Origin of the sequence: Shewanella sp. Arc9-LZ (assembly GCF_010092445.1) — a bacterium.
Classification (GTDB): Bacteria; Pseudomonadota; Gammaproteobacteria; order Enterobacterales; family Shewanellaceae; genus Shewanella.
The window spans coordinates 4085345-4108360 of record NZ_CP048031.1 but is presented as its reverse complement, the minus strand read 5'-3'; the positions used below and the strand labels follow the sequence as shown (position 1 = coordinate 4108360).

At 41.9% G+C, this 23016-nt stretch carries 21 protein-coding genes; 18 read left to right on the top strand and 3 right to left on the bottom strand.

The features are described 5' to 3' along the window. The 18 genes from mutL (at position 1) to GUY17_RS17530 (ending at position 20533) form a co-directional block, all read left to right on the top strand. The gene (gene mutL / locus GUY17_RS17615) at positions 1-1863 is read left to right on the top strand and encodes a DNA mismatch repair endonuclease MutL (protein ID WP_162023871.1); all 1863 of its coding nucleotides are present in this window, start codon (positions 1-3) and stop codon (positions 1861-1863) included. 1 nt (position 1864) lies between these two features. Then, positions 1865-2791: a tRNA (adenosine(37)-N6)-dimethylallyltransferase MiaA gene (gene miaA, locus GUY17_RS17610; protein WP_101085236.1), complete on the top strand. Its 927-nt coding sequence runs from the start codon at positions 1865-1867 to the stop codon at positions 2789-2791. Between the two features lie 83 nt (positions 2792-2874). Then, positions 2875-3132, top strand: coding sequence for an RNA chaperone Hfq (gene hfq, locus GUY17_RS17605; protein ID WP_011638750.1), 258 nt, complete (start codon positions 2875-2877; stop codon positions 3130-3132). 20 nt (positions 3133-3152) lie between these two features. Continuing rightward, a complete protein-coding gene (gene hflX / locus GUY17_RS17600; protein WP_101085237.1) occupies positions 3153-4460 on the top strand; it encodes a ribosome rescue GTPase HflX in 1308 nt (435 codons plus the stop codon). 33 nt (positions 4461-4493) lie between these two features. Continuing rightward, positions 4494-5654, top strand: a complete 1161-nt coding sequence (hflK, locus tag GUY17_RS17595; protein ID WP_162023870.1) for an FtsH protease activity modulator HflK — start codon at positions 4494-4496, stop codon at positions 5652-5654. 2 nt (positions 5655-5656) lie between these two features. Continuing rightward, on the top strand, positions 5657-6535 hold the full coding sequence (gene hflC, locus GUY17_RS17590; protein ID WP_101085239.1) for a protease modulator HflC: 879 nt from the start codon (positions 5657-5659) through the stop codon (positions 6533-6535). Between the two features lie 703 nt (positions 6536-7238). Beyond that, a complete protein-coding gene (gene petA / locus GUY17_RS17585; protein WP_101085240.1) occupies positions 7239-7829 on the top strand; it encodes a ubiquinol-cytochrome c reductase iron-sulfur subunit in 591 nt (196 codons plus the stop codon). Continuing rightward, positions 7829-9043 (top strand): cytochrome bc complex cytochrome b subunit, encoded by a 1215-nt coding sequence (locus GUY17_RS17580; protein ID WP_101085241.1) that lies wholly within the window; start codon positions 7829-7831, stop codon positions 9041-9043. Before petA ends, GUY17_RS17580 begins: the two co-directional genes overlap by 1 nt. Then, the gene (locus GUY17_RS17575) at positions 9043-9777 is read left to right on the top strand and encodes a cytochrome c1 (RefSeq protein ID WP_101085242.1); all 735 of its coding nucleotides are present in this window, start codon (positions 9043-9045) and stop codon (positions 9775-9777) included. Before GUY17_RS17580 ends, GUY17_RS17575 begins: the two co-directional genes overlap by 1 nt. A gap of 95 nt (positions 9778-9872) precedes the next feature. Further along, on the top strand, positions 9873-10502 hold the full coding sequence (gene sspA / locus GUY17_RS17570; RefSeq protein WP_011638743.1) for a stringent starvation protein SspA: 630 nt from the start codon (positions 9873-9875) through the stop codon (positions 10500-10502). After that, complete coding sequence (locus GUY17_RS17565) at positions 10502-10972, top strand: ClpXP protease specificity-enhancing factor (RefSeq protein ID WP_011638742.1); 471 nt, start codon at positions 10502-10504, stop codon at positions 10970-10972. The genes sspA and GUY17_RS17565 overlap by 1 nt, the downstream gene beginning before the upstream one ends. Positions 10973-11069: 97 nt before the next feature. After that, complete coding sequence (locus GUY17_RS17560; RefSeq protein ID WP_101085244.1) at positions 11070-11639, top strand: aminodeoxychorismate/anthranilate synthase component II; 570 nt, start codon at positions 11070-11072, stop codon at positions 11637-11639. A 128-nt stretch (positions 11640-11767) separates the two neighbouring features. Beyond that, positions 11768-14257: a prolyl oligopeptidase family serine peptidase gene (locus tag GUY17_RS17555; RefSeq protein WP_162023869.1), complete on the top strand. Its 2490-nt coding sequence runs from the start codon at positions 11768-11770 to the stop codon at positions 14255-14257. A gap of 102 nt (positions 14258-14359) precedes the next feature. Next, the gene (locus GUY17_RS17550) at positions 14360-15502 is read left to right on the top strand and encodes an HDOD domain-containing protein (protein WP_101085246.1); all 1143 of its coding nucleotides are present in this window, start codon (positions 14360-14362) and stop codon (positions 15500-15502) included. Between the two features lie 337 nt (positions 15503-15839). Beyond that, complete coding sequence (locus GUY17_RS17545; RefSeq protein WP_101085247.1) at positions 15840-17057, top strand: aspartate aminotransferase family protein; 1218 nt, start codon at positions 15840-15842, stop codon at positions 17055-17057. Positions 17058-17173: 116 nt separating this feature from the next. After that, positions 17174-18193, top strand: coding sequence for an arginine N-succinyltransferase (astA, locus tag GUY17_RS17540; RefSeq protein ID WP_101085248.1), 1020 nt, complete (start codon positions 17174-17176; stop codon positions 18191-18193). A 9-nt stretch (positions 18194-18202) separates the two neighbouring features. After that, a complete protein-coding gene (astD, locus tag GUY17_RS17535) occupies positions 18203-19663 on the top strand; it encodes a succinylglutamate-semialdehyde dehydrogenase (RefSeq protein ID WP_101085249.1) in 1461 nt (486 codons plus the stop codon). A 69-nt stretch (positions 19664-19732) separates the two neighbouring features. Then, the gene (locus tag GUY17_RS17530) at positions 19733-20533 is read left to right on the top strand and encodes a DUF1338 domain-containing protein (RefSeq protein WP_162023868.1); all 801 of its coding nucleotides are present in this window, start codon (positions 19733-19735) and stop codon (positions 20531-20533) included. 104 nt (positions 20534-20637) lie between these two features. Here GUY17_RS17530 and GUY17_RS17525 read toward each other — a convergent pair whose 3' ends face one another. From GUY17_RS17525 to GUY17_RS17515, 3 genes are read right to left on the bottom strand one after another with little or no spacing between them, the layout of a single operon-like run. After that, entirely contained in the window at positions 20638-21972 is a 1335-nt protein-coding gene (locus GUY17_RS17525) for an ATP-binding protein (protein WP_162023867.1), read from the bottom strand. Continuing rightward, the gene (locus tag GUY17_RS17520) at positions 21969-22643 is read right to left on the bottom strand and encodes a response regulator transcription factor (RefSeq protein WP_101085252.1); all 675 of its coding nucleotides are present in this window, start codon (positions 22641-22643) and stop codon (positions 21969-21971) included. Before GUY17_RS17520 ends, GUY17_RS17525 begins: the two co-directional genes overlap by 4 nt. Beyond that, a complete protein-coding gene (locus tag GUY17_RS17515; protein WP_242445083.1) occupies positions 22624-22974 on the bottom strand; it encodes a PepSY domain-containing protein in 351 nt (116 codons plus the stop codon). The genes GUY17_RS17520 and GUY17_RS17515 overlap by 20 nt, the downstream gene beginning before the upstream one ends. Between the last annotated feature and the right edge of the window lie 42 nt (positions 22975-23016).

Here is a 23016-nt window from a genome sequence, read left to right as displayed (position 1 = left end):
ATGGCGATTCAGCTGCTACCACCTCAACTTGCAAACCAAATCGCAGCCGGTGAAGTAGTGGAACGTCCGGCTTCGGTGGTCAAAGAACTGGTTGAAAACAGTTTAGATGCTGGTGCGACTAGAGTTGATATTGATATCGACAAAGGCGGCAGCAAGCTTATTCGTATTCGCGATAATGGTGCGGGTATTCCTAAAGATGAGTTGGCATTGGCGTTATCGCGTCACGCAACCTCAAAAGTACATACGCTCGATGACCTCGAAGCTATTTTAAGCTTTGGTTTTCGGGGCGAGGCCTTGGCCAGTATTAGTTCGGTGTCGCGATTAACATTAACGTCGAAAACTGCAGAGCAATCTGAAGCTTGGCAGGCCTATGCTGAAGGCTCGCAAATGGACGTGAAAGTGACTCCTGCTGCGCATCCTCAAGGCTCGACTATTGATGTGGTCGATTTATTTTTTAATACTCCCGCCAGACGCCGTTTTTTAAAAAGTGATAAAACTGAATTTACTCATATAGATGAGTGGTTAAAGCGCATAGCCATTGTTCGTAGCGATATTCACTTTACCCTGACACACAATGGTAAGTTAGTACGTCAGTATCGTCCTGCTAATACTGACATTCAAACTCAACAACGTTTGGCGCAAATTTGTGGCAGAGCTTTTGCTGAACAGGCATTGAGCATTGCTTGTGAACACGATGATTTATTATTAACGGGTTATCTGCAGTCGCCACAAGACACTGTTATCACCGATACCAACTTTTTTTATGTCAACGGACGCTTAATTAGAGACCGATTGGTTAACCATGCCGTAAAACAAGCATTTGCTGAATATGGTATTGAACATCAGCCGGGCTATGTGTTGATGTTATCACTTGACCCACATCAAGTAGATGTCAATGTTCATCCTGCTAAGCATGAAGTGCGGTTTCATCAATCTCGTTATGTACATGACTTTATTTTACAAGCGGTGCAATCGGCATTAGTCGAAATGCCTTTGTTACCTTTATCAGATGAATTAGAACATCATGATACTGTTGTAACAATGCACACCGAATCAAACATGATGCATGATGCGAAAGTGGCCGATACCACAGAAGACATTTTTACACTTAATCATGGTTCGAGTAAGACGATTAACAGCGTTAGTCAATTTGGTTCGATGCATGTACCTGGTAAGACAAATGGCTCATCTGGTGGCTATTCAGCTGCAATTAAGCCTAGTTATGGTACAAAGCCTTCTGGTGCATCTTCATCTGCCCAGACGAAAACCGCTATTGCTAATTATGGGCAGTTGTTGCATACCCCGATGAATAGCGCGGTATCCTATGTTAACGAGGCTGTACATCAAGTTGCCATGCCGCCGTTATTAGCGGGTGAGCATTGGGTTATCTGTAAAGATGATAAGCTGTCATTACTGTCGATAAAAACCGTGTTATTGGCAGTAAGAAAGAAAGACATAGCAACCAAATTAGCTAACGGTTTAGTGTCGCAACCTTTACTAATGCCTGTGTCTTTAGCCGCAGATTTGGACTGGATAGAAACCTTAGCCGCTCGTGATCAATTACTGCGTCAAATGGGTATTGAATTAACAATTCGCTTCCAACAGTTGATTATTAAAAAAGTGCCCCCATATTTGAGGGAATGCCAACTTGCTATTGTGATCCCAGAGTTACTGCAATGGATACAATTAGAGCAACCTACAGAAAGCGCTATCGTAGGTTGGTTGGCACAACAAAGTTTATCGCAATTTGAGCCAGCTCAAGCTTTATGGCTGCAATTTTGTTCACTTGACGATGAAACGCAACAAACTTGTTATGACCAAGAGCGCATAATGCCTTGGCAAAATTGGATGAAAGATAATTAACGTGAATAGTGTCGATAAGCCGAAAGTGATTTTTTTAATGGGGCCTACCGCCTCAGGCAAAACGGCATTAGCCATTGATATGGCAACTCAATATAATTGTGAAATTATCTCAGTAGATTCTGCGTTGATCTATCGTGATATGAATATAGGGTCTGCTAAACCCAGTGCTGAAGAGCTGGAAATGGCTCCGCATAAATTAATTGATATTCTTGACCCTAGCGAAAGTTATTCCGCGGCAGATTTTCGCCGTGATGCATTATTGGCTATCGAAGACATTATTAGCCGTGGTAAGACCCCTTTACTCGTGGGTGGCACCATGATGTATTTTAAGGCATTGTTAGAAGGCTTATCACCTTTACCCAGTGCTGATGAAGCTATTAGGCAACAAATATTAGCGCAAGCGCAAACCGAGGGTTGGGATGCGCTGCATCAAGAATTGTGTAATATTGACCCTGTTGCTGGAGAAAGAATTCATCCTAACGATCCACAACGATTGTCGCGGGCTTTAGAGGTTTATCGGATCAGTGGCAAAACAATGACTGAATTGACACAAACTAAGTCAGCCGCTTTGCCGTATGATGTAGTGCAATTTGCTATTGCACCAAACGATCGAAAAGTATTACATGAGTTAATCGCAAAGCGTTTTAATATCATGTTAGAGCAAGGTTTTATCGAAGAAGTTGCGCGTTTGAAAGCGCGTGATGATTTGCATTTAGAGCTACCATCTATGCGTTGCGTTGGTTACAGACAGTGCTGGCAGTACCTAGATAATGAATTTGATCATGCGACAATGGTCGAAAAAGCTACCGCAGCCACTAGGCAATTGGCTAAACGTCAATTAACATGGTTGAGGAGCTGGCCAGATTTACAGTGGCTTGAAAGTGGTGTAGAAGGGAATTTAGTTACGCTTATGCGACAAAGCCGCTAGCTTATTAGCTGTTGCTGTATAATACTAAAACTAAACAATAAAACTTAATTCAACATATTTTAAAATAAAAAAGGAAATTGAAAATGGCTAAGGGGCAATCTTTACAAGACCCATTTTTGAACGCATTGCGTCGAGAGCGTGTACCAGTCTCTATCTATTTAGTGAATGGTATTAAATTACAAGGCCAAGTTGAGTCATTCGATCAATTTGTTATCTTGTTGAAAAATACTGTAAGCCAAATGGTTTACAAACACGCTATTTCAACAGTCGTACCAGCACGCCCATTTAATGTTTCTGCTCACCAGGGTACTGCCCATGGTGAAGAAAGCGATGCTGAATAATTTGAAAAGGAATATAATTTTTGTTTGATCGTTATGAAGCGGGTGAAACAGCTGTATTGGTTCATATAGACTTTTCAGACGAAGAGCGTCGAGAAGATCTAATTGAATTACAGTTGTTAGTTGAATCTGCTGGTGCTCGCTCTGTTGGAGTGATTACTGGCAGCAGACGCTCGCCGGACCGAAAGTTTTTTATTGGTTCCGGTAAAGCAGAAGAACTTGCTGCTATGGTCGCTGCTACTGAAGCCAATGTAGTGATTTTTAATCATGCATTGAGTCCAGCTCAAGAGCGTAATCTTGAAGTGGTGTGTCAGTGTCGAGTCTTAGATCGAACTACGTTGATCCTTGATATTTTTGCTCAACGAGCGAGAACTCATGAAGGTAAGATGCAAGTGGAGCTAGCGCAATTGCGCCACATGTCGACACGCCTAATTCGTGGTTGGACTCATTTAGAGCGACAAAAAGGTGGTATCGGGATGCGAGGGCCGGGTGAGACCCAGCTCGAAACAGACCGACGTTTATTACGAGGCCGGATTAAGAATATTAATCGACGCCTCGATAAAGTAGATAAACAACGTGAGCAAAGCCGACGAGCTCGTAAGCGCAGTGATTTAGCGACTGTGTCTTTAGTAGGCTATACAAATGCGGGTAAATCGACATTATTTAATGCGCTAACGTCATCGGATGTTTATGCAGCCGATCAGTTATTCGCAACATTAGATCCGACACTGCGTAAATTATCGTTACCTGATGGTGCGGTGATTTTAGCGGATACTGTTGGCTTTATTCGTCATTTACCTCATGATCTCGTCGCAGCATTTAAAGCCACATTACAAGAAACTCGACAAGCTGAAATTCTTTTACATGTCGTTGATTGTGCTGATGACAATATGACTGAAAATTTTGACCAAGTACAAAGAGTATTGGAAGAAATTGATGCAGATGAAATCACTCAATTGATTGTATGCAATAAGATTGATTTACTTGAAGATTTCGCGCCTCGTATCGATTACGATGAAGATGGTAAACCTGAGAGGGTTTGGGTCTCTGCGCAAAAACGCATTGGATTTGATTTGCTGCTGAAAGCGATAACCGAATTAATCGGTGAAGTGATTTGCGAGCTTACATTGAAAATACCTGCATCAGCAGGACATTATCTTGGCCAGTTTTATCGACTGGATGCAATACAGCAGAAAGAGTATGACAATCTGGGGAACTGTATTTTATCTGTTCGTTTATCGGACGCCAATTGGCGCCGATTAGCTAAACAGAGTCAAGGGGAATTAGAGGCATTTATTTTTGAACCTTCAGAAGTAGACGCCACTTGTTAATCTCATTTATTTCATCCAATTATGGAGTGCTAAATGGCTTGGAATGAGCCCGGTAACAAGGGGAACAAAGACCCTTGGGGAAATAAAGGTGGTAACGATAAAGGGCCACCAGATCTTGACGAAGTATTTCGTAACCTATCAAAACGCTTTGGTGGCAAGGGAGGCGGTAGCGCCACTGGTCAGCCATTTAATTCATCTTTACTGATTATAATAGCAGTGATTGCCTTAATTATTTGGGCATTGTCTGGCTTATACACGGTTAAAGAAGCTGAGCGTGGAGTGTTACTCCGTTTTGGTCAGCACATCGGTGAAGTGAGTTCCGGTTTACATTGGAAAGCCACTTTTATTGACGATGTGACAATGGTTGATGTGGAAACGTTCCGTTCGATTCCAGCGTCTGGCAGAATGCTGACATCTGATGAAAATATCGTGAATGTTGAACTTGTGGTTCAATATAGCGTATCAGATGCTTATTCATACTTGTACAGTGCAGTCGATGCCAATTCGAGTTTACGTGAAGCGACTGATAGTGCGTTGCGCTATGTCATTGGTCATAATCGTATGGATGACATTTTAACCACTGGACGTGATGCTATTCGTCGTGATACTTGGACTGAGTTAGAGCGTATTATTGAGCCGTATAAATTAGGCTTGGAAATTCGTGATGTTAACTTTTTACCCGCTCGTCCTCCAGAAGAAGTAAAAGATGCATTTGATGATGCTATCTCTGCTCAGGAAGATGAACAGCGCTTTATTCGCGAAGCTGAAGCTTATGCTCGTGAAATCGAACCCAAAGCGCGTGGTCAAGTAGAGCGTATGGCACAACAAGCTAGTGCTTATAAAGAGCGTGAAGTTCTTGAAGCTAGAGGTAAAGTCGCTCGATTTGAGAAGTTATTACCTGAGTATAAAGCTGCTCCAGGTGTAACCCGAAATCGTTTATACATAGATGCGATGCAATCTGTGTTGGCTGATACAAATAAAGTTCTTATCGACACTAAGAGTAGCGGTAATCTGATGTATTTACCTTTGGATAAGCTGATGGATTCTTCTAAGAGTCTGCGCAATCAAGTAGAACCTGAGGTAGAACGTCACATCAATTCTGTTTCTAGTAGTGGTGTAGACACACCTATTACTAGCATGCCAACAGATGGTCGTCTCAGCCGCGAAGATCGTAATCGCCAAGGGAGGAACTAACAATGGGTAGATTAGCTCTGATCATTCTAGTGATCATTTTAGGGGTGAGTTTTTCCTCTTTGATGGTGGTAAGCGAAGGTGAACGCGCGATTGTTGCACGTTTCGGTAAGGTGCTTAAAGATGGTGACGTAACAACCGTTTTTGCTCCTGGCCTTCACTTTAAATTACCTTTAGTCGATAAAGTTCGCTATCTGGATGCTCGTATCCAAACATTGGACGGCGCAGCAGATCGTTTTGTTACTTCTGAAAAGAAAGACTTAATGGTCGACTCTTATGTTAAGTGGCGTATTCGTGATTTTGAAAAGTACTATCTTTCTACCAATGGCGGTATTAAAGCCAATGCAGAAAGCTTATTACAAGCCAAAATTAGCAACGATTTACGTACTGAATTTGGTCGTCGCACAATCAAGGAAATTGTTTCAGGTAAGCGTGATGAATTGCAAACTGACGCATTAGAAAATGCTTCTGAAAGTGCACAAAATCTCGGTATTGAAGTAGTTGATGTGCGCGTAAAGCAAATTAATTTACCTGCTAATGTCAGTATTAGTATTTACCAACGTATGCGTGCTGAACGTCAAGCTGTGGCGAAAGAACACCGTGCACAAGGTAAAGAACAAGCTGAAATTATCCGTGCGACTATTGATGCCAATGTGACAGTAAAGATTGCTGAAGCTGAACGTAAAGCCCTTACTATTCGTGGTGAAGGTGATGCATTAGCGGCAAAAATTTATGCTGATACTTACAGTAAAGATGCTGAGTTTTATAGTTTTTTACGTAGCCTAGAAGCATACAAAGAAAGTTTTGCCGGTAAAAATGACATTATGGTGTTAGAACCTGAAGGTGATTTCTTCAAGTACATGAAATCATCTAGCGTTAAATAATACCCGCGTATGTTTTTTGCATTAAAAAGCTCGGTTTTTACCGAGTTTTTTTGTGCCTATTATCTAGGTCTGTAGATCTTTACTGGTTGAATTTTGTTCGAGATAAAAATGTGTTAACCGAGGCGAGTAGATTACAGCCTAGTAATCTAAGCAACTATCACGTCGAGAAGATGCACTCAACAAAGAGTAAAACGTTTTTAGCCGAACCCTTGTGCAGTGTTTGTGAGTTATTTCTACTGCGTTATCAGCTTTCATGTAGAATAACTACGCCACAAAGCCTCTGCCTTGTAGCTCTTGTTTAAGTAATGACCAAAAGTTCGCTGTAAAAATAACCTTGAAAGATCAACCGACCCTAATGTTTTTGCTATGAATTCAGTTTTCCCAAAAGCGGTCATCAATCACAACAGTAGATATTTCTGATGTCTTTTATTATTTATCATTAATAATTTATTGTTTTAAATGCATTTCTCAAGCTTTTTATTGCTAATTAAGTGGCAACTAATTGTTATAAAATGGCTGATTTATAAGCGATTTTGAAAAAAATGTTAATATCCTCATCTTAGATGTGTGTTTTCACTATGATCTGGTTCTAATTTTTCGCTATAATGAGCACCGCCTCAAACTATGATTTTAGCGTTTCACCATTTTGGGTCGCTAAAGTATTGAAATATAAAAATTCCAACACCCTCTGGGAGATAAGTGGATGAGCAATGCGCCAGTCGATACCGGACGTCGCAGATTCCTGACAGCTGCAACCGCCGTAGTAGGTGGTGCTGGTGCCGTCGCTGTAGCGGTTCCTTTCATCAAGTCATGGAATCCGAGCGCCAAAGCGAAAGCTGCAGGTGCGCCGGTCGAAGTAAATATTAGTAAAGTAGAACCAGGTCAGTTAATTCGTGTCGAATGGCGCGGAAAACCGGTTTGGGTCGTTCGTCGTACAGAAGCTGTGCTAAATAATCTTAAAACATTAGACAGTCAATTACGCGATCCTGCTTCAGAAGAAATGCAGCAACCAGAATATGCAACTAACCCTGCGCGTTCTATTAAGCCTGAATTTTTTATTGCAGTCGGTATCTGTACTCACTTAGGTTGTTCACCAACTTATCTGCCTGATTCATTCGGTGAGCAGGTTGAAGGTGTAACTTCTGGTTTCTTCTGTCCTTGTCATGGTTCTAAATTTGACATGGCCGGTCGTGTATTCCAGGGTGTTCCAGCACCACTAAACTTAGTGATCCCACCGCACAAATATGTTGATGATGCTAACGTTATCATCGGTGTAGATACAGGAGCGGCGTAATGGTTAAGAATATTATTGATTGGATTGATGCTCGCATCCCAATGACGGCTACATATAACCGTCATGTGGGACAGTATGCGACACCAAAGAACTTTAACTTTTGGTATTTCTTTGGTTCATTAGCGCTATTAGTTTTGGTTAACCAATTGCTGACAGGTATTTGGCTGACCATGAATTACGTACCGACAGCAGAAGGCGCATTTGCTTCTGTTGAATACATCATGCGTGATGTTGATTACGGTTGGTTGCTACGTTACATGCACTCTACAGGTGCATCGGCATTTTTCTTTGTCATCTACATGCACATGTTCCGTGGATTAATATACGGGTCTTATCAAAAACCAAGAGAGCTATTATGGCTGTTTGGTATGTTGATTTTCCTTGTGTTAATGGCTGAAGCATTTATGGGTTACTTACTACCTTGGGGACAAATGTCTTACTGGGGTGCGCAGGTAATTATCTCTTTGTTTGGTGCCATCCCTATTATTGGTGATGACCTAACATTGTGGATCCGTGGTGATTACGTTATTTCAGGTGCAACACTAAACCGTTTCTTCGCACTGCACGTTATTGCGCTACCACTTGTATTGGTTGTGTTGGTGTTCTTACACCTAATCGCCTTGCATGAAGTGGGCTCAAATAACCCTGATGGTGTTGAGATTAAAAAGAACAAAGATGAGAACGGATGGCCTATTGATGGTATTCCATTCCACCCTTACTACACTGTAAAAGATATTATGGGTGTCGCTGGGTTCTTAATCGTGTTCTGTTATGTGTTGTTCTTCATGCCTGAAGGCGGTGGATATTTCCTAGAAAAGCCAAACTTTGAAGCGGCTAATCCAATGAAAACACCGGAACACATTGCGCCAGTTTGGTACTTCACACCTTTCTATGCCATTTTACGTGCTATCCCTGATAAATTGGTAGGCGTTATTGGTATGGGTCTGTCTATTGCAGTGTTATTCCTACTGCCTTGGCTTGACCGTTGTAAAGTGAAGTCTATTCGCTATCGCAGCATGATCCACAAGATCAACATTGCACAATTTACAGTGTCGTTCATTATTTTAGGATATTTAGGTGTTGTTCCTGCAACTCCTGAGTTAACTATTGCGGCACGTGTATTCACTTTCACTTACTTTGCTTTCTTCGTAGCCTTATGGGTTTACAGTAAGAATGAGAAAACAAAAGAAGTCCCAACGAGGGTGACACACTAATGAAAAAGTTATTAATTGCATTAGTTACATTGCTGCCATCTCTCGCAATGGCCGCCAGTGGACATAGTGTTCACTTAGAAAGTGCTAACGTTGATTTGCATGATAAAGCGTCATTAGAGCGTGGTTTGGATTCATTCCAACATTACTGCTCTGGTTGTCACAGCACTCAATACCAACGCTACGAGCGTGTTGCAACTGATTTAGGCATCTCTAACGATGATATGCGTAACAAGTACATGTTCACCGGTGCAAAAATCGGTGATTTAATGGAAAACGCTATTCCTACTCCAGATGCCGCTAAATGGTTTGGTGCTGCGCCTCCTGATTTAACGTTGGTTGCTCGTGTTCGTGGTGCTGATTGGGTATTTTCATACCTAAAAGGTTTCTACGCAGATGAGACTCGTCCATTTGGTGTGAACAATATAGTGTTCCCAGCAGTGGGTATGCCACACGTATTACAAGACTTACAAGGTCTTGCTACTGTTACGAAAGATGAAGCTGGTAATGTATCTCTTGTAAAAGATAAAGATGGTAATATTGTTACCACGGGTGGCAAATTGACGGCAGAAGAATACGACCAAGTCGTCCGTGATATCACGGGTTTCTTAGTTTATTCTGCCGAACCAGTTCAGCTAGAGCGTGAAGCTTTAGGTTGGTGGGTACTTGGATTCTTGTTTATTTTCTTCATAATTGCGTATTTGTTGAAGAAAGAATACTGGAAAGATGTGCACTAGCCATCAATAACGGTTAATATACATTATCCGCATTTTGTAAACGGGGGGCTTAGCCCCTCGTTTGTTTTGTTTTTTCTAGATTCTGGAGGGTATCAATGGCTGTTGCTGCCAACAAGCGCTCTATCATGACACTTTTTTCTGGTGCCGATGATTTATATAGTCACCAAGTACGTATCGTATTGGCTGAAAAAGGGGTTACCGTTGATGTTTTACAGGTAGACCCAAGTGAGATGCCTGAAGATTTACTTGAAGTAAATCCATACAACTCTGTACCGACTTTGGTTGATCGTGAACTCGTGTTGTACGAATCACGCATTATTATGGAATATTTGGATGAGCGTTTTCCACATCCTCCATTAATGCCTGTATACCCAGTATCTCGCGGCCAAAGCCGTTTAATGATGCACAGAATCGACACCGATTGGTATGCGCTTGTAGAGCGTATCCGTAAAGGTGAAAAGGCTGATGCAGCGCGTAAAGAGTTAATGGAAAGCTTAATTGCTTTAGCGCCAGTATTTGCTGAAATGCCATACTTCATGAGCGAAGAGTTTGGTTTATCTGATTGCTACTTAGGCCCATTATTGTGGCGTCTACCAGTATTAGGCATTCACTTAGATCCGCGTACATCGAAAGATATCAGTGCTTACATGACACGTATTTTTGAACGTGAATCATTTAAGGCATCGCTAACTGAGGCTGAGCGCGAAATGCGCATGGGCATGTAATGAAACCAATAACAGCTAATCGTCCATATTTGTTGCGTGCTTACTATGAGTGGTTGATGGATAACCATTTGACGCCACACGTAGTCGTGGATGCATTTGTTAACGGTACGCAGGTTCCGCAGCAATTTGTCAAAGACGGTCAAATCGTCTTGAATATTGCAACCGGAGCGGTGGCTAATCTTCACATGTCTAATGATGCAGTAGAGTTTAATGCACGTTTTGGTGGTGTACCACAGAATGTGTTTTTGCCTATGGCATCGATCGTGGCCATTTACGCTCGTGAAAACGGTGCGGGTACGGTGTTTGATATGGAAGATGCATATATGATCGAAGGTGAACATGATGAGTTATCATCTGTACCGCCATCAATGAAATCTGTTGATGACACTTCGACATTGCCACCATCGTCTAAATCGACAAAGCCTGATGATAAAACTAAGCGTAAAAACCATTTAACTGTGGTGAAGTAGCGGTTAGTTAACATTACATAAAACCAGTCGCAAGGCTGGTTTTTTTTAAGCTAAAATTGATGTGCTACAAACATTTATAGCGCAACTGGAACCCATAATGTTGTTGATGATTGATAATTATGATTCTTTTACGTTTAACTTAGTTCAGTACTTCCAAGCTCTTGGGCAAGAGATACTGGTTAAACGTAACGATGAAATCAGCATTGAACAAATTGAAGCTTTAGCACCTACACATTTGATAATCTCTCCCGGTCCATGCACTCCTAATGAAGCGGGTATTTCACTTGCAGCTATTAAACATTTTGCCGGTAAAATTCCGATTCTTGGTGTGTGTTTAGGACATCAAGCTATCGCACAAGTGTTTGGCGTTGATGTTGTGCGTGCCAAGCGTGTTATGCACGGTAAAACCAGTTTGATTGAACATAATCAACAGGGATTATTTCGTCAATTAGCATTACCTCTGCAGGTTACTCGTTATCATTCATTGTTGATTAACCATGTACCTCATGGCTTTAGTCTGGATGCGTGGTTTGATGACCCAATTTATGGCCGTGAAATTATGGCGATGAGCCATGACGCGTTACGTATTTACAGCGTCCAGTTTCATCCTGAATCTATTTTGACTCAGCAAGGCCATGAACTTTTGGATAACTTTTTGCATTTATAAAGCATTTTCGAATTTATATCTTCGGGTTCATTATCACGTATTCTGTTACAACTTCTGCAACTAATCTGGCTAAATTCTCGCGTCTATTTGTGCTATAAATAGCGCTTAAAATAATAAAAGGGATAACCATGACAAGCTTTATGCGAAACTTTGCGGTTAGCGCACTTTCTTTGGCAATGATAAGTGGCTGTTCTGCCACGGCTAAACCTGACGATACAATGGTTATCACAACGCCGAGTGCAACGACATTGACCGTGCCATTTGCACAGCCTCCAAAAGCCCAGCAACCGTTGACACTTAATCAAATTATGGCTAATCCAGATTGGATGGGCATATTTGCTCAAGGAGCTTATTGGAGCGATGACAGTCAGTCGGTATATTTCAGTCGCCAAGCACATCAATCTCCGGTCCGTGATTTTTATCAACAAGCTATTGGACAGTCTGAAGCAAATAAACTAGCACTCAATCAGCTACACCTTGCCGATCAACGTAATGGTGTCTTCGATCAGGCAAAGACTCAAAAAGCCTATATTTATCAAGGTAACGTATTTGTAAAAGATTTATCAAACGGTGAAATAAAGCAACTTACCCGTCAAAACGATGCAATTAATGGCGTACGTTTTTTAAAGGGTGGCGACCTTGCATTCTGGCAAGGTAATAATATTTTTCGTGTGCACCAGTCTAGCGGCCTAGTAGAACAAATTGCCGCGATCCAAATGGAAAACGAACCAAAAGCGACGCAAGAGCCAAGTAGCTTTATTGCTAAGCAACAGCATAGACTTATTCAATATGTTGCCATGGAACATGATAACAGCCTGACGCGTGATCAATACCGCGACTCATTGGCTAAAGCCGATCCCACTTTTTCTGCTAAACCTTGGTATTTAGGTGACGCTGAAGTGGTATCAGAAATGAGTTTGTCGCCAGATGGACGCTACGTAGTATTAGCGTTAACCGATAAAAATTATGATTGGCGTGCAGAACACGACATTATGCCTAATTATTTGGGCCAAGAGGGTTATGTTGACCCTGTACCAGCCCGCTCTCGGGTTGCCGAAGATGTCTTTCCTGGTCAACGTTTAGTGTTACTCGACCTTGTTGACCACAGTAAAAAAGACATTACCATTGAAGGCTTAACGGGTTTTGATGAGGATGTACTGGCGAGCGTTAAAGCTGAAAATGCTCAAGCGAAAGGTAAAACCTATAACAGCGAAAAAGCCCCGCGTTTAGTGCAGTTAATGCAAGATTGGGAATGGAGTCAGAGCGCAATTCAGTGGCATGAGTCTGACGATAAATTATTGGTGATGTTGGAAGCCGTTGACAACAAAGATCGCTGGATCGCCAGTGTTGATCTTCAAAAAGGTAAGCTGATAACCGAACACAGATTACATGATGATGCTTGGGTAAATTATAATTTTAATCAATTTGGCTGGATACCAGGTACAGATAGCATGTACTACTTATCTGAAGAAACAGGGTTTTCACAGTTATATATTAAAACCGCAGCAGGTAAGGTATCGGCATTAACCAATGGCAAATTTGTGGTTGATAATGTGACTTTATCACCCGATGCAAAACATCTTTATTATCGTGCCAATAAAGACCACCCAGGTAGCTATAATGTTTACCGTGTTGAGATTGCCAGTGGTAAGTCAGAGCAATTGACCCAGTGGTTAGGTACATTGGATTACAGTTTAAGCCCTGATGGACAATCACTATTATTAACCGCTTCGTCTGCGATTCATCCAGATGAGTTATATATTCAACCTATTGGCGGCGACATAAGCCAATTAACCGATTATACCAGCACAGCATTTAAACAATATCCATGGCAAGTACCACAAGTTGTCGCGCTAGCTTCAACTCATGGCGCTGAGCCAATTTATGCACGAGTTTATTTGCCGCAAGGTTATGATGCTAAGCAAGCTGAAAAATATCCAGCAGTGATGTTTAACCATGGTGCGGGTTATTTACAAAATGCCCATTATGGATTTTCGGGTTACTTCCGTGAATTTATGTTCAATAACTTACTCACACAACAAGGTTACGTGGTAATGGACATGGATTATCGAGGCTCGAAAGGCTATGGACGTGATTGGCGTACGTCCGTTTATCGTAATATGGGCCATCCAGAAGTTGAAGATTTGAAAGATGGTGTGGCTTGGATGGCAAGCAATGTTAATGTAGATCCCCAGCGAGTAGGGACTTATGGCGGTTCATACGGCGGATTCCTTACTTTTATGGCGTTGTTTAATGAACCTGAGTTATTCCAAGCAGGGGCCGCATTGCGCCCTGTAGCTGATTGGGCTCATTATAATGCGCCATATACCTCTAATATTTTAAATACGCCTGACGTTGATCCTATCGCTTATGAGCGTAGTTCTCCGATAGAGCATGCTCAAGGTTTACAAAAACCATTACTGATCATGAGTGGTGTGTTAGATGACAACGTGTTTTTCCAAGACAGTGTGCGCATGGTGCAACGGCTTATTGAATTAGAAAAGCCGATGTTTGAAACCGCAATCTATCCTGTCGAGCCGCATGGATTTAAGCAACCTTCTAGTTGGTTAGATCAGTATCGTCGTATTTATAAACTGTTTGAACAAGAGTTGAAGTAATCGGCTCTGAGTTCAAAAAAACAAATAAATATCTATTAAGGCTTCCTTTGTGAAGCCTTAATTTTTATGATTAAGTGATGAAAACAGTAAAAGGTAATGTGAGTGGCAATATCAATAGCAGGTGGCGTTCGGCCCGGAAAAGTCATTGAGATTGAGCGCCGACTCTATAAACAACTTATTGTGGGTAAGCATAAAGCCAATGCAATGCCTGATGAGTTGAACGAAGAGTTAGAAGAGAGTGCCAATAAGCTTGATATTGAGCGCAAAGCATTGAAAGTGCGCCTTGATAAGCAAGCAAAAGAGAAAAATGTGTATTTAGAGGTGTCCGCGCTGTTAACTAATACGGTTAATAATGCGATAGAGCATCAATTAGCTCATCCTCAAATGATATTAGAAGCATCGGCAATTTGTGAAAATCAAATTTTACTGCTCGACCTATTATTACATCCTGACCTGAATATTAATCGACTTCGACCGATTATCGAAAGTATTAGCTGGTTATCACGTGATTTAATCAATTTAATTAATAGTCCAGCATCTCGTCACCGACGGCCTAAACATGGCGATGTTCAAGTGACCGACATAAAGCTGGTGCTTAACTACATTGGTATTGAAAATTTACGTTTGCTGATCCCTTATTTTTGTTTACGTAACTGGTTACCTTCAGGCAATGCTAATTTATTGTGGATAACCCGCAAGCTTTGGCGTTACAGCATGGTCAGTGCCATTGCGGCGCAAACCTTAGCAGAATTGCATAATGAAAAGCCTGGTTTGGCTTATAGCTGCGCGTTAATGTACCAATTTTCTACCTCGATTATACTGAGCCAAAGTGGACGTATATTTGATAACACTTGGGGGACTTGGTTACGAGAGGCAAGCCATAGTCGAGAAAAACAAGTTTACGATGCCATTATGGCAACGGATTTTCCTGCTGAAGCTGTATTGGGGCAAGTATTACTCCATAGCCATCGATTGAATTGGCAACTGTTGAGTTTACTTAAATTTGATGATTCACCGATCACACAAGTATTAAAAGAGCTCGACCACGATTACCATTTTACAGAGTTGTCTGTCGATGCCGCCATTGTGGCTAAGGCGAGTTGTTATGCCAAAGTGCTTTTGTTAGAAGAGCAACAACAAATCGATCCACAAGAGAAACGCATTATGTTTGATTATTATCAGTTTTCGGCGCAAGAACTGATTCGGCTTAAAGGGCAAAATTTTCGTAAGCTTGATTTACTGTAAATAGCCCTTTTTCTATCAAAAGCGTAAATGTTAAATCTGTGTAATTATTCACTTTTGATGAATAGCTACACAAATTCGAGTCAAATAACTTTTTTTATGACTATTTATGCTTCATAACCCCCCAATAAACGCGTTGTTTAGTCATATTTCTCAATCTTTATGCAGAATGCCAATCAGGCCTGCAGAAGTTAATTGTACTGAACTGGTATTTTGATCACATTTTCGCTAATAATGTCGCATAAATAACACAAACTTCCGCTAATGCACTTACAGAATATAAAGCAGACAGCGGAAACAGCGGCTTTCAAGCCGCTTACAACCTGAAGGATGAAATGCAATGAGTGTAGAAATGAATCTAACCCGTGCCCAATTCGATGAAGTTATGGTGCCTAATTATGCGCCTGCCGCTGTTATTCCTGTTCGTGGAGCGGGTAGCCGAGTATGGGATCAAGAAGGTAATGAATTCATCGATTTTGCCGGTGGTATTGCAGTAAATTGTTTAGGTCATTGTCATCCAGCTTTAGTGTCAGCATTAAAAGAGCAAGGCGAAAAATTATGGCATTTATCAAACGTAATGACCAACGAGCCCGCGCTTGAATTAGCGACAAAGTTAGTTAATGCCACATTTGCTGAGCGCGTCTATTTTGCTAACTCAGGTGCTGAAGCGAACGAAGCTGCATTAAAATTAGCTCGTCGTTATGCATTAGATAACCATGGTGCAGATAAAGACCAAATCATCGCATTCGATAAAGCGTTCCATGGCCGTACATTCTTTACTGTAACGGTTGGCGGACAAGCTGCTTATTCAGACGGTTTTGGTCCTAAGCCACAAAGTATTACCCACGTGCCATTTAATGATATCGCTGCACTTGAAGCGGTAATTTCTGACAAGACTTGTGCCATTATGCTTGAACCTCTTCAAGGTGAAGGCGGGATTATCAATGGTGATCCTGAGTTCTTAAAAGCAGTACGTCGTTTAGCTGATAAGCATGACGCATTAGTGATTTTTGATGAAGTACAAACTGGTGTAGGCCGTACTGGTGAGTTATTTGCTTACATGGGTACAGACATCGTGCCAGATATTTTAACCAGTGCCAAAGCGCTAGGCGGTGGCTTCCCTATTGCTGCAATGCTAACCACGGCAAAAATTGCCGCTCATTTAAAAATTGGTACTCATGGTTCTACTTATGGCGGCAACCCACTGGCTTGTGCTGTAGGTAATGCAGTAATGGACGTGGTTAATACCAAAGAAGTGTTGGACGGAGTTAAACATCGCGAACAGTTATTCCGTGATGGTTTAGCGGCTATTAACGCCAAATACAACGTATTCAGTGAAGTGCGCGGTAAAGGTTTGTTAATTGGTGCGGTATTAAATGAACAGTATGAAGGTCGTAGCCGTGACTTCTTGGTTGCTTCTGTTGCTGAAGGCCTTATGAGTTTGATGGCTGGTGCAAACGTTGTGCGTTTTGCTCCTTCATTAGTGATCCCAGAAGCAGACATCGCAGAAGGCTTGTTGCGTTTTGAACGCGCAGTAGCAAAAGTGGTTGCTGGTTAATTAACAAATCAGTGCGGGCCTAGCTTGCACTGATGTGTTTGGGTACGCCTGTTGGGTGAATACGCGTTGAAATGTATTTCAGCGCGATTCGCTTATGGCGCAATGAGGAGATTAAGATGTTAATCATACGTCCTATCCGTGCAAGTGATTACGATGCACTTTATGGTATCGCAGTTGAGTCAGGCCACGGTTTTACATCTTTACCAGTTAACGAAGAGTTACTGCGTTCGAAGATTGCTAGGGCAGAGGCATCTTTTATCAAGCAAATTGATAAACCTTTTGACGAAGGTTATTTAATGGTACTTGAAGATACAAAGACCAATGAAGTTGTCGGCACCTGTGGTATTGAAGCCGCTGTCGGCATGCAAGATGCTTTTTATCATTACCGTTTAGGTACTGAGGTCTATCATTCTCAGCAAATTTCTGTTCGCAATGAAGTTGAAACCCTCACATTATGCCACGACTACACTGGCGCAGCAGAAGTGTGCACTCTGTTTTTAAAAGACGGATATCGCAAAGGCAATAACGGCCGCATGTTATCACGCTCGCGCTTTTTATTATTAGCACAGCATCCTGAACGCTTTGGCGAAACGGTTATTGCTGAAATGCGTGGTGTCAGTGATGAACATGGCGACTCACCGTTTTATGAATGGCTACAAAATCACTTTTTAGGTATCGATTTTGTTGAAGCAGACTACTTGTCTGGTTTAGGCAAAAAAGCCTTTATGGCCGAAATGATGCCGCGAAATCCCGTTTATGTTTGCATGTTGCCTAAAAAAGCCCAAAAAGTGATTGGTGAAGTGCATAAAAACACTAAGCCAGCATTACGTTTATTACAAGCTGAGGGTTTTAAGTTCCGTAATTATGTCGATATTTTTGATGGCGGCCCAACGGTTGAATGTGCACTAGCTGAGATCCGCTCAGTGAAAAAGAGCCGTTTATTGACCGTTTCAGTTGGCAAGATGCCACATGCCGATCATCATTTTATTATCTCCAACACCTCGCTTGCTGATTATCGTGCGTCAGCAGCTAAATTGTTGGTCTCTGATGAACACGATAATGTTGTGCTCAGCCCTGAAATCGCAGCTGGTTTACTGGTGAGCGATGGTGAGCAAATTCGTGTTTTAGCAATGTAGGAGCAAGAAATGACACAATATATTCAAGGTCAGTGGTTAGCTGGCGAAGGTCATGAGATTAATTCAAAAAACCCTGCCAACGGTGACGTAATTTGGCAAGGTAACACGGCTACTGCTTCTCAAGTTAATGCAGCTGTAGATGCCGCTCGTGCGGCGCAGTTTGATTGGTTTATGCTGGGGTATGAAGCTCGCTTAGCGATAGTAGAAGCGTATCGTGCACAGTTAGAAGCTAATAAAGCCGAGATTGCAGAAACCATCGCTCAAGAAACGGGTAAGCCACAGTGGGAAACGGCTACTGAAGTGGGCGCTATGATTGGCAAGATCGCATTGTCAGCAAAAGCTCATGACAAACGTACTGGTACTGAAACCAACGATTTACCAGCAGGACGTGCCGTATTACGTCACAAACCTCATGGTGTGGTAGCGGTATTTGGCCCTTATAATTTCCCTGGGCATTTGCCAAACGGTCACATAGTGCCAGCATTATTGGCCGGTAACACCGTGGTATTTAAGCCATCAGAATTAACGCCTAAAGTGGCTGAGCTAATGCTGAAGTGTTGGGACAAAGCCGGTTTACCACAAGGTGTGGTTAACTTAGTGCAGGGTGAAGTTGAAACCGGTAAAGCGTTAGCGTCACATCCACAAATTGACGGTTTATTCTTTACCGGTAGTTCACGTACTGGGCATATTTTACATGAACAATATGCTGGCCTGCCTGGTAAGATTTTAGCCTTAGAAATGGGCGGTAATAATCCGCTTATCGTTAAAGGTGTTACCGATACCAAAGCTGCGGTACATGACATTATTCAGTCTGCTTATATTTCGTCTGGCCAACGTTGTACCTGTGCCCGTCGTTTATATATTGAAGAGGGCGCACAAGGTGATGCGTTAATCGCAGAGCTAGTAAAGGCTATTAAACAAATTAAAGTGGGTGCTTGGAACGTTCAACCACAACCTTTTATGGGCTCGATGATTTCTGAAACCGCTGCACGTGGCATGGTTGCCGCACAAGCAACACTTCAGTCATTAGGTGGTGTTTCATTAGTTGAGTTAGTGCAAGTTGAAGCTGGTACTGGTTTAGTCACTCCAGGCTTAATAGATGTCACTAAAGTCGCTGAGTTACCTGATGAAGAATACTTTGGTCCATTATTGCAATTAGTGCGTTACAGCGATTTTGACCAAGCGATTCATTTGGCTAATGCGACTCGTTATGGTTTATCTGCCGGTTTATTAGCCGATAGCCGTGAAGATTACGATTACTTTTTAGCGCGTATTCGTGCTGGGATTGTTAATTGGAATAAGCAGATTACAGGCGCATCAGGTGCAGCACCGTTTGGTGGCGTTGGCGCATCAGGTAATCATCGTGCAAGTGCATTTTATGCTGCTGATTACTGTGCTTACCCTGTCGCTTCAATGGAAGCTGACTCAGTAAGCTTACCTGCTACTTTAAGCCCTGGTTTATCAATTTAACTGATAAATTCATCGCATGATCCGTGCTGGTGACTTTGTTCACCAGCCTTATTTTAGAAGGATTTAACCATGCATACTGACGTTAATGCTTTATTTGCTGCCTTATGGCAAGACTACATTAAGATGACGCCTTCAGCGGCGAAAATTCATCAGCTATTAGGCCATGGCGCGCCAATCATCAATGACCATATCGCTTTGCGCACCTTTAATATCGCCAAGGTGAATTTAAGCGTATTGGCTAAACACTTTACCTCTATCGGTTATGTCGACAGTGGCGATTATCAGTTTGTGCAGAAAAAACTGATTGCCAAGCACTTTGAACATCCGGATCCAAAGCAGCCGAAGGTGTTTATTTCTGAGCTATTAGTAGAAGAATTTAGCCCTGAGTTGCAAAAGAGCATCCATGGTTTAATCGATCAGGTTGATGAAACGGCAACCACTGCAGATAATTTTATTTATTCTGGTCGTCATTGGGATGTAGATAAAGCAACATACCAAGCCTTACTTGCTGAAAGCGAATATGCTGCTTGGGTTGCTGCATTGGGATATCGTGCCAATCACTTTACGGTTTCAATTAACGATCTGCCTGAGTTTGAGCGTATTGAAGATGTAAACCAAGCCTTAAAGCTGGCTGGGTTTGTGTTAAATAGCTCTGGCGGTGAAATTAAAGGATCGCCAGAAGTCTTGTTAGAGCAATCTTCTACCATGGCGGATAAAGTGGTGGTTAACTTTACTGATGGCGATGTGGAAATTCCAAGTTGTTTCTATGAATTTGCCCGCCGTTATCCAATGGATAATGGTCAGCTTTATACTGGCTTTGTTGCGGCATCAGCTGACAAGATTTTCGAAAGTACCAATGCAATGATGTAACGTTTATGCATGGACAAAAAAAGACCTAATTGAGAGATCAATTAGGTCTTTTTTATTGGTTATTTTAGGCAAAAAAGCTTAGTTGCTCATCAATATACTGACGCTTAGTTGCTCATCAAAATACTGACATTAAGTCCTTGTAATGCCTTACTACGACTAAATTGCAATACAAAACCATATTGGTCGCATATCTCTTTAACAATCGATAAGCCCAATCCGTGGCCAATAGTGGCTTCATCTAGTCGTGTGCCACGAGAGGTTAATAATGCAATTTGCTCTTGCTTTACGCCTCGACCATCGTCCTCGATCTGAATTAATATCTCTCCCGAAGGTAATTCTTCGATGCTGACATTAACCTGTGAATTCGCCCATTTAAAGGCATTATCGAGCAGGTTGCCAAACAGCTCCATACCATCTTCGCGATGTATTGGAATACGACTAATATGTTGTGGGTTAACAATGCTGCCATCAATACTCCGCTGATGATGCACTTTATGTAACGTTTGGATTAAACTATCAAAATCTTTTGGTACCGCCAGTTGTGCTGCGGGTAGCATGTCTCCGGTTATCCTCGCTGCAGCCAATTTACGTTCAATCATTTTATGAACTAAATCTAATTGCTGCTGCATGGCTATAGCGGCATCCGGATGGGTGAGCCCGAGCGCTTCAACTTGTTGCTGCATGACCGCTAATGGGGTTTTTAAGCCATGGCTTAAATTACCCAAGTTATTGCGACTACGTTCAATTTGTTTGGCTGTGTAGTCTAATAACTCATTATAGGTTTCGGCTAACGGGCGGATCTCTGCTGGAATTTGTGAAATGGCTAACGAGGCTATTTCCCCTTCGCGCAATTTAGCCAGCGCCCCTTGGATTTGATTCACCGGTTTAAATGATTGGCGTAAAATGATAAAAATACCGGCAATCATCGCTAATAACATGCCGATATTAATTGCCAGTTTAGTGCCAAATACTTCGCTAAAAACACGCCGTCCAATACTGAGATCTTGGGCGACAGTCAAGGTTGCTGTGTTGTGGCTGTTTGGCGCGCCGATGCCGATAGATAACAGCTGCATATCATTGTTTTTTGGCCCTTTAGCCTGCCAAACTCTTTTCTGCTGCGCTTGTAACTGTTCAATCTGTAATTCCGCATCCCACAGTGAACGGGAGCGAATTGTACGGTCGGGCAAATTTAATTGGAAATAACGCCCTGAATAGGCAGGTTTATAAAAACTGGATAGTTGGCTTTGGTCGATAACTATCTCACCATCATCGAGTCTGGTGGCGATAATGATGTGTTCTAAATCTTCTTCAAGACGATTAATAATGGAGTCATGAAAGGCATCTCGCAACATCGACTCAAATAAAAATAAACCTATGAGCGTGGCAATAATGATTAAGCCACTGAGCCATAAGCTTAATTTAAACCGAATTGAAATCATTCAATAATGCCATGGAAGATATAACCCTGACCACGGCGGGTTTCGATAGCGGTTTTACCGAGTTTTTTACGTAAGTGTGTTACGTAAACTTCCACGACATTACTTTCTTTTTCATCATCAAATTGATAAAGCTTGTCTGTAAGCTGCTGTTTCGAAAGAAGCTTCTTTGGTGACATTAAGAAAATTTTCAATAACCTAAATTCCATCGACGTCAGTTCGTATACGTGTCCGCCTACCGTCACTTTTTGCTCATTTTCGTCTAAATTAACCCCGGCATAGCATAGTTGCTTCGACGACGAATTAACCCGCCCATGGGCACGATGGATAAGTGCCTGAATGCGGGCGAGGAGCTCTTGAGTGTGAAAAGGTTTGCCTAAGTAATCATCAGCACCAGCATTAAAACCTTCAACTTTTTCGTGCCACTGACTGCGGGCCGTTAGCATAATGACAGGGGTACTGATGCCACGTTCACGCCATTGAGTCACTAATGACAAGCCATTGCCATCGGGTAAGCCGATATCTAAAATGACACAGTCATAATCTGTTTCTTTCATCAAATAATCGGCTTCAATAGCTTTGTCTGTAACATCCGTAATATAACCAGCTTGCTTGAGTTGTTTTTCAAGTTCAGCAACCAGTAATGGGCTATCTTCAACGAGTAACAGTTTCATGTTTAGTACATTCGCTCGGTAATTGAGTCAATGAGTCCTGCATACCGTTAGCTGCATCTAATTGCAGATTAACAACATGCCCTTGTTTTAGCTTAAATTGTAAATCATAGCGCCACTTATCTTGATGTTGATAAAGCTGGGCGTCGATTAAGTGACCATCACAATACTGCGATAGCCAAGTTAAGTAATCATCTAATGAACGTATATTACCAGAAGATACCAATTTTTGGACGTAGTCATGATCCAGAGGGAGTTCTTTTGCGGGAATATCTTGTTGATTAATGGTGATGGCCATTAAGCTGCTTATTGCTGTAAAGAACAAGCTATTCATGGGCGCTCCAAAATAAAAAAGTGGCGTTCAGAGTATGAACAC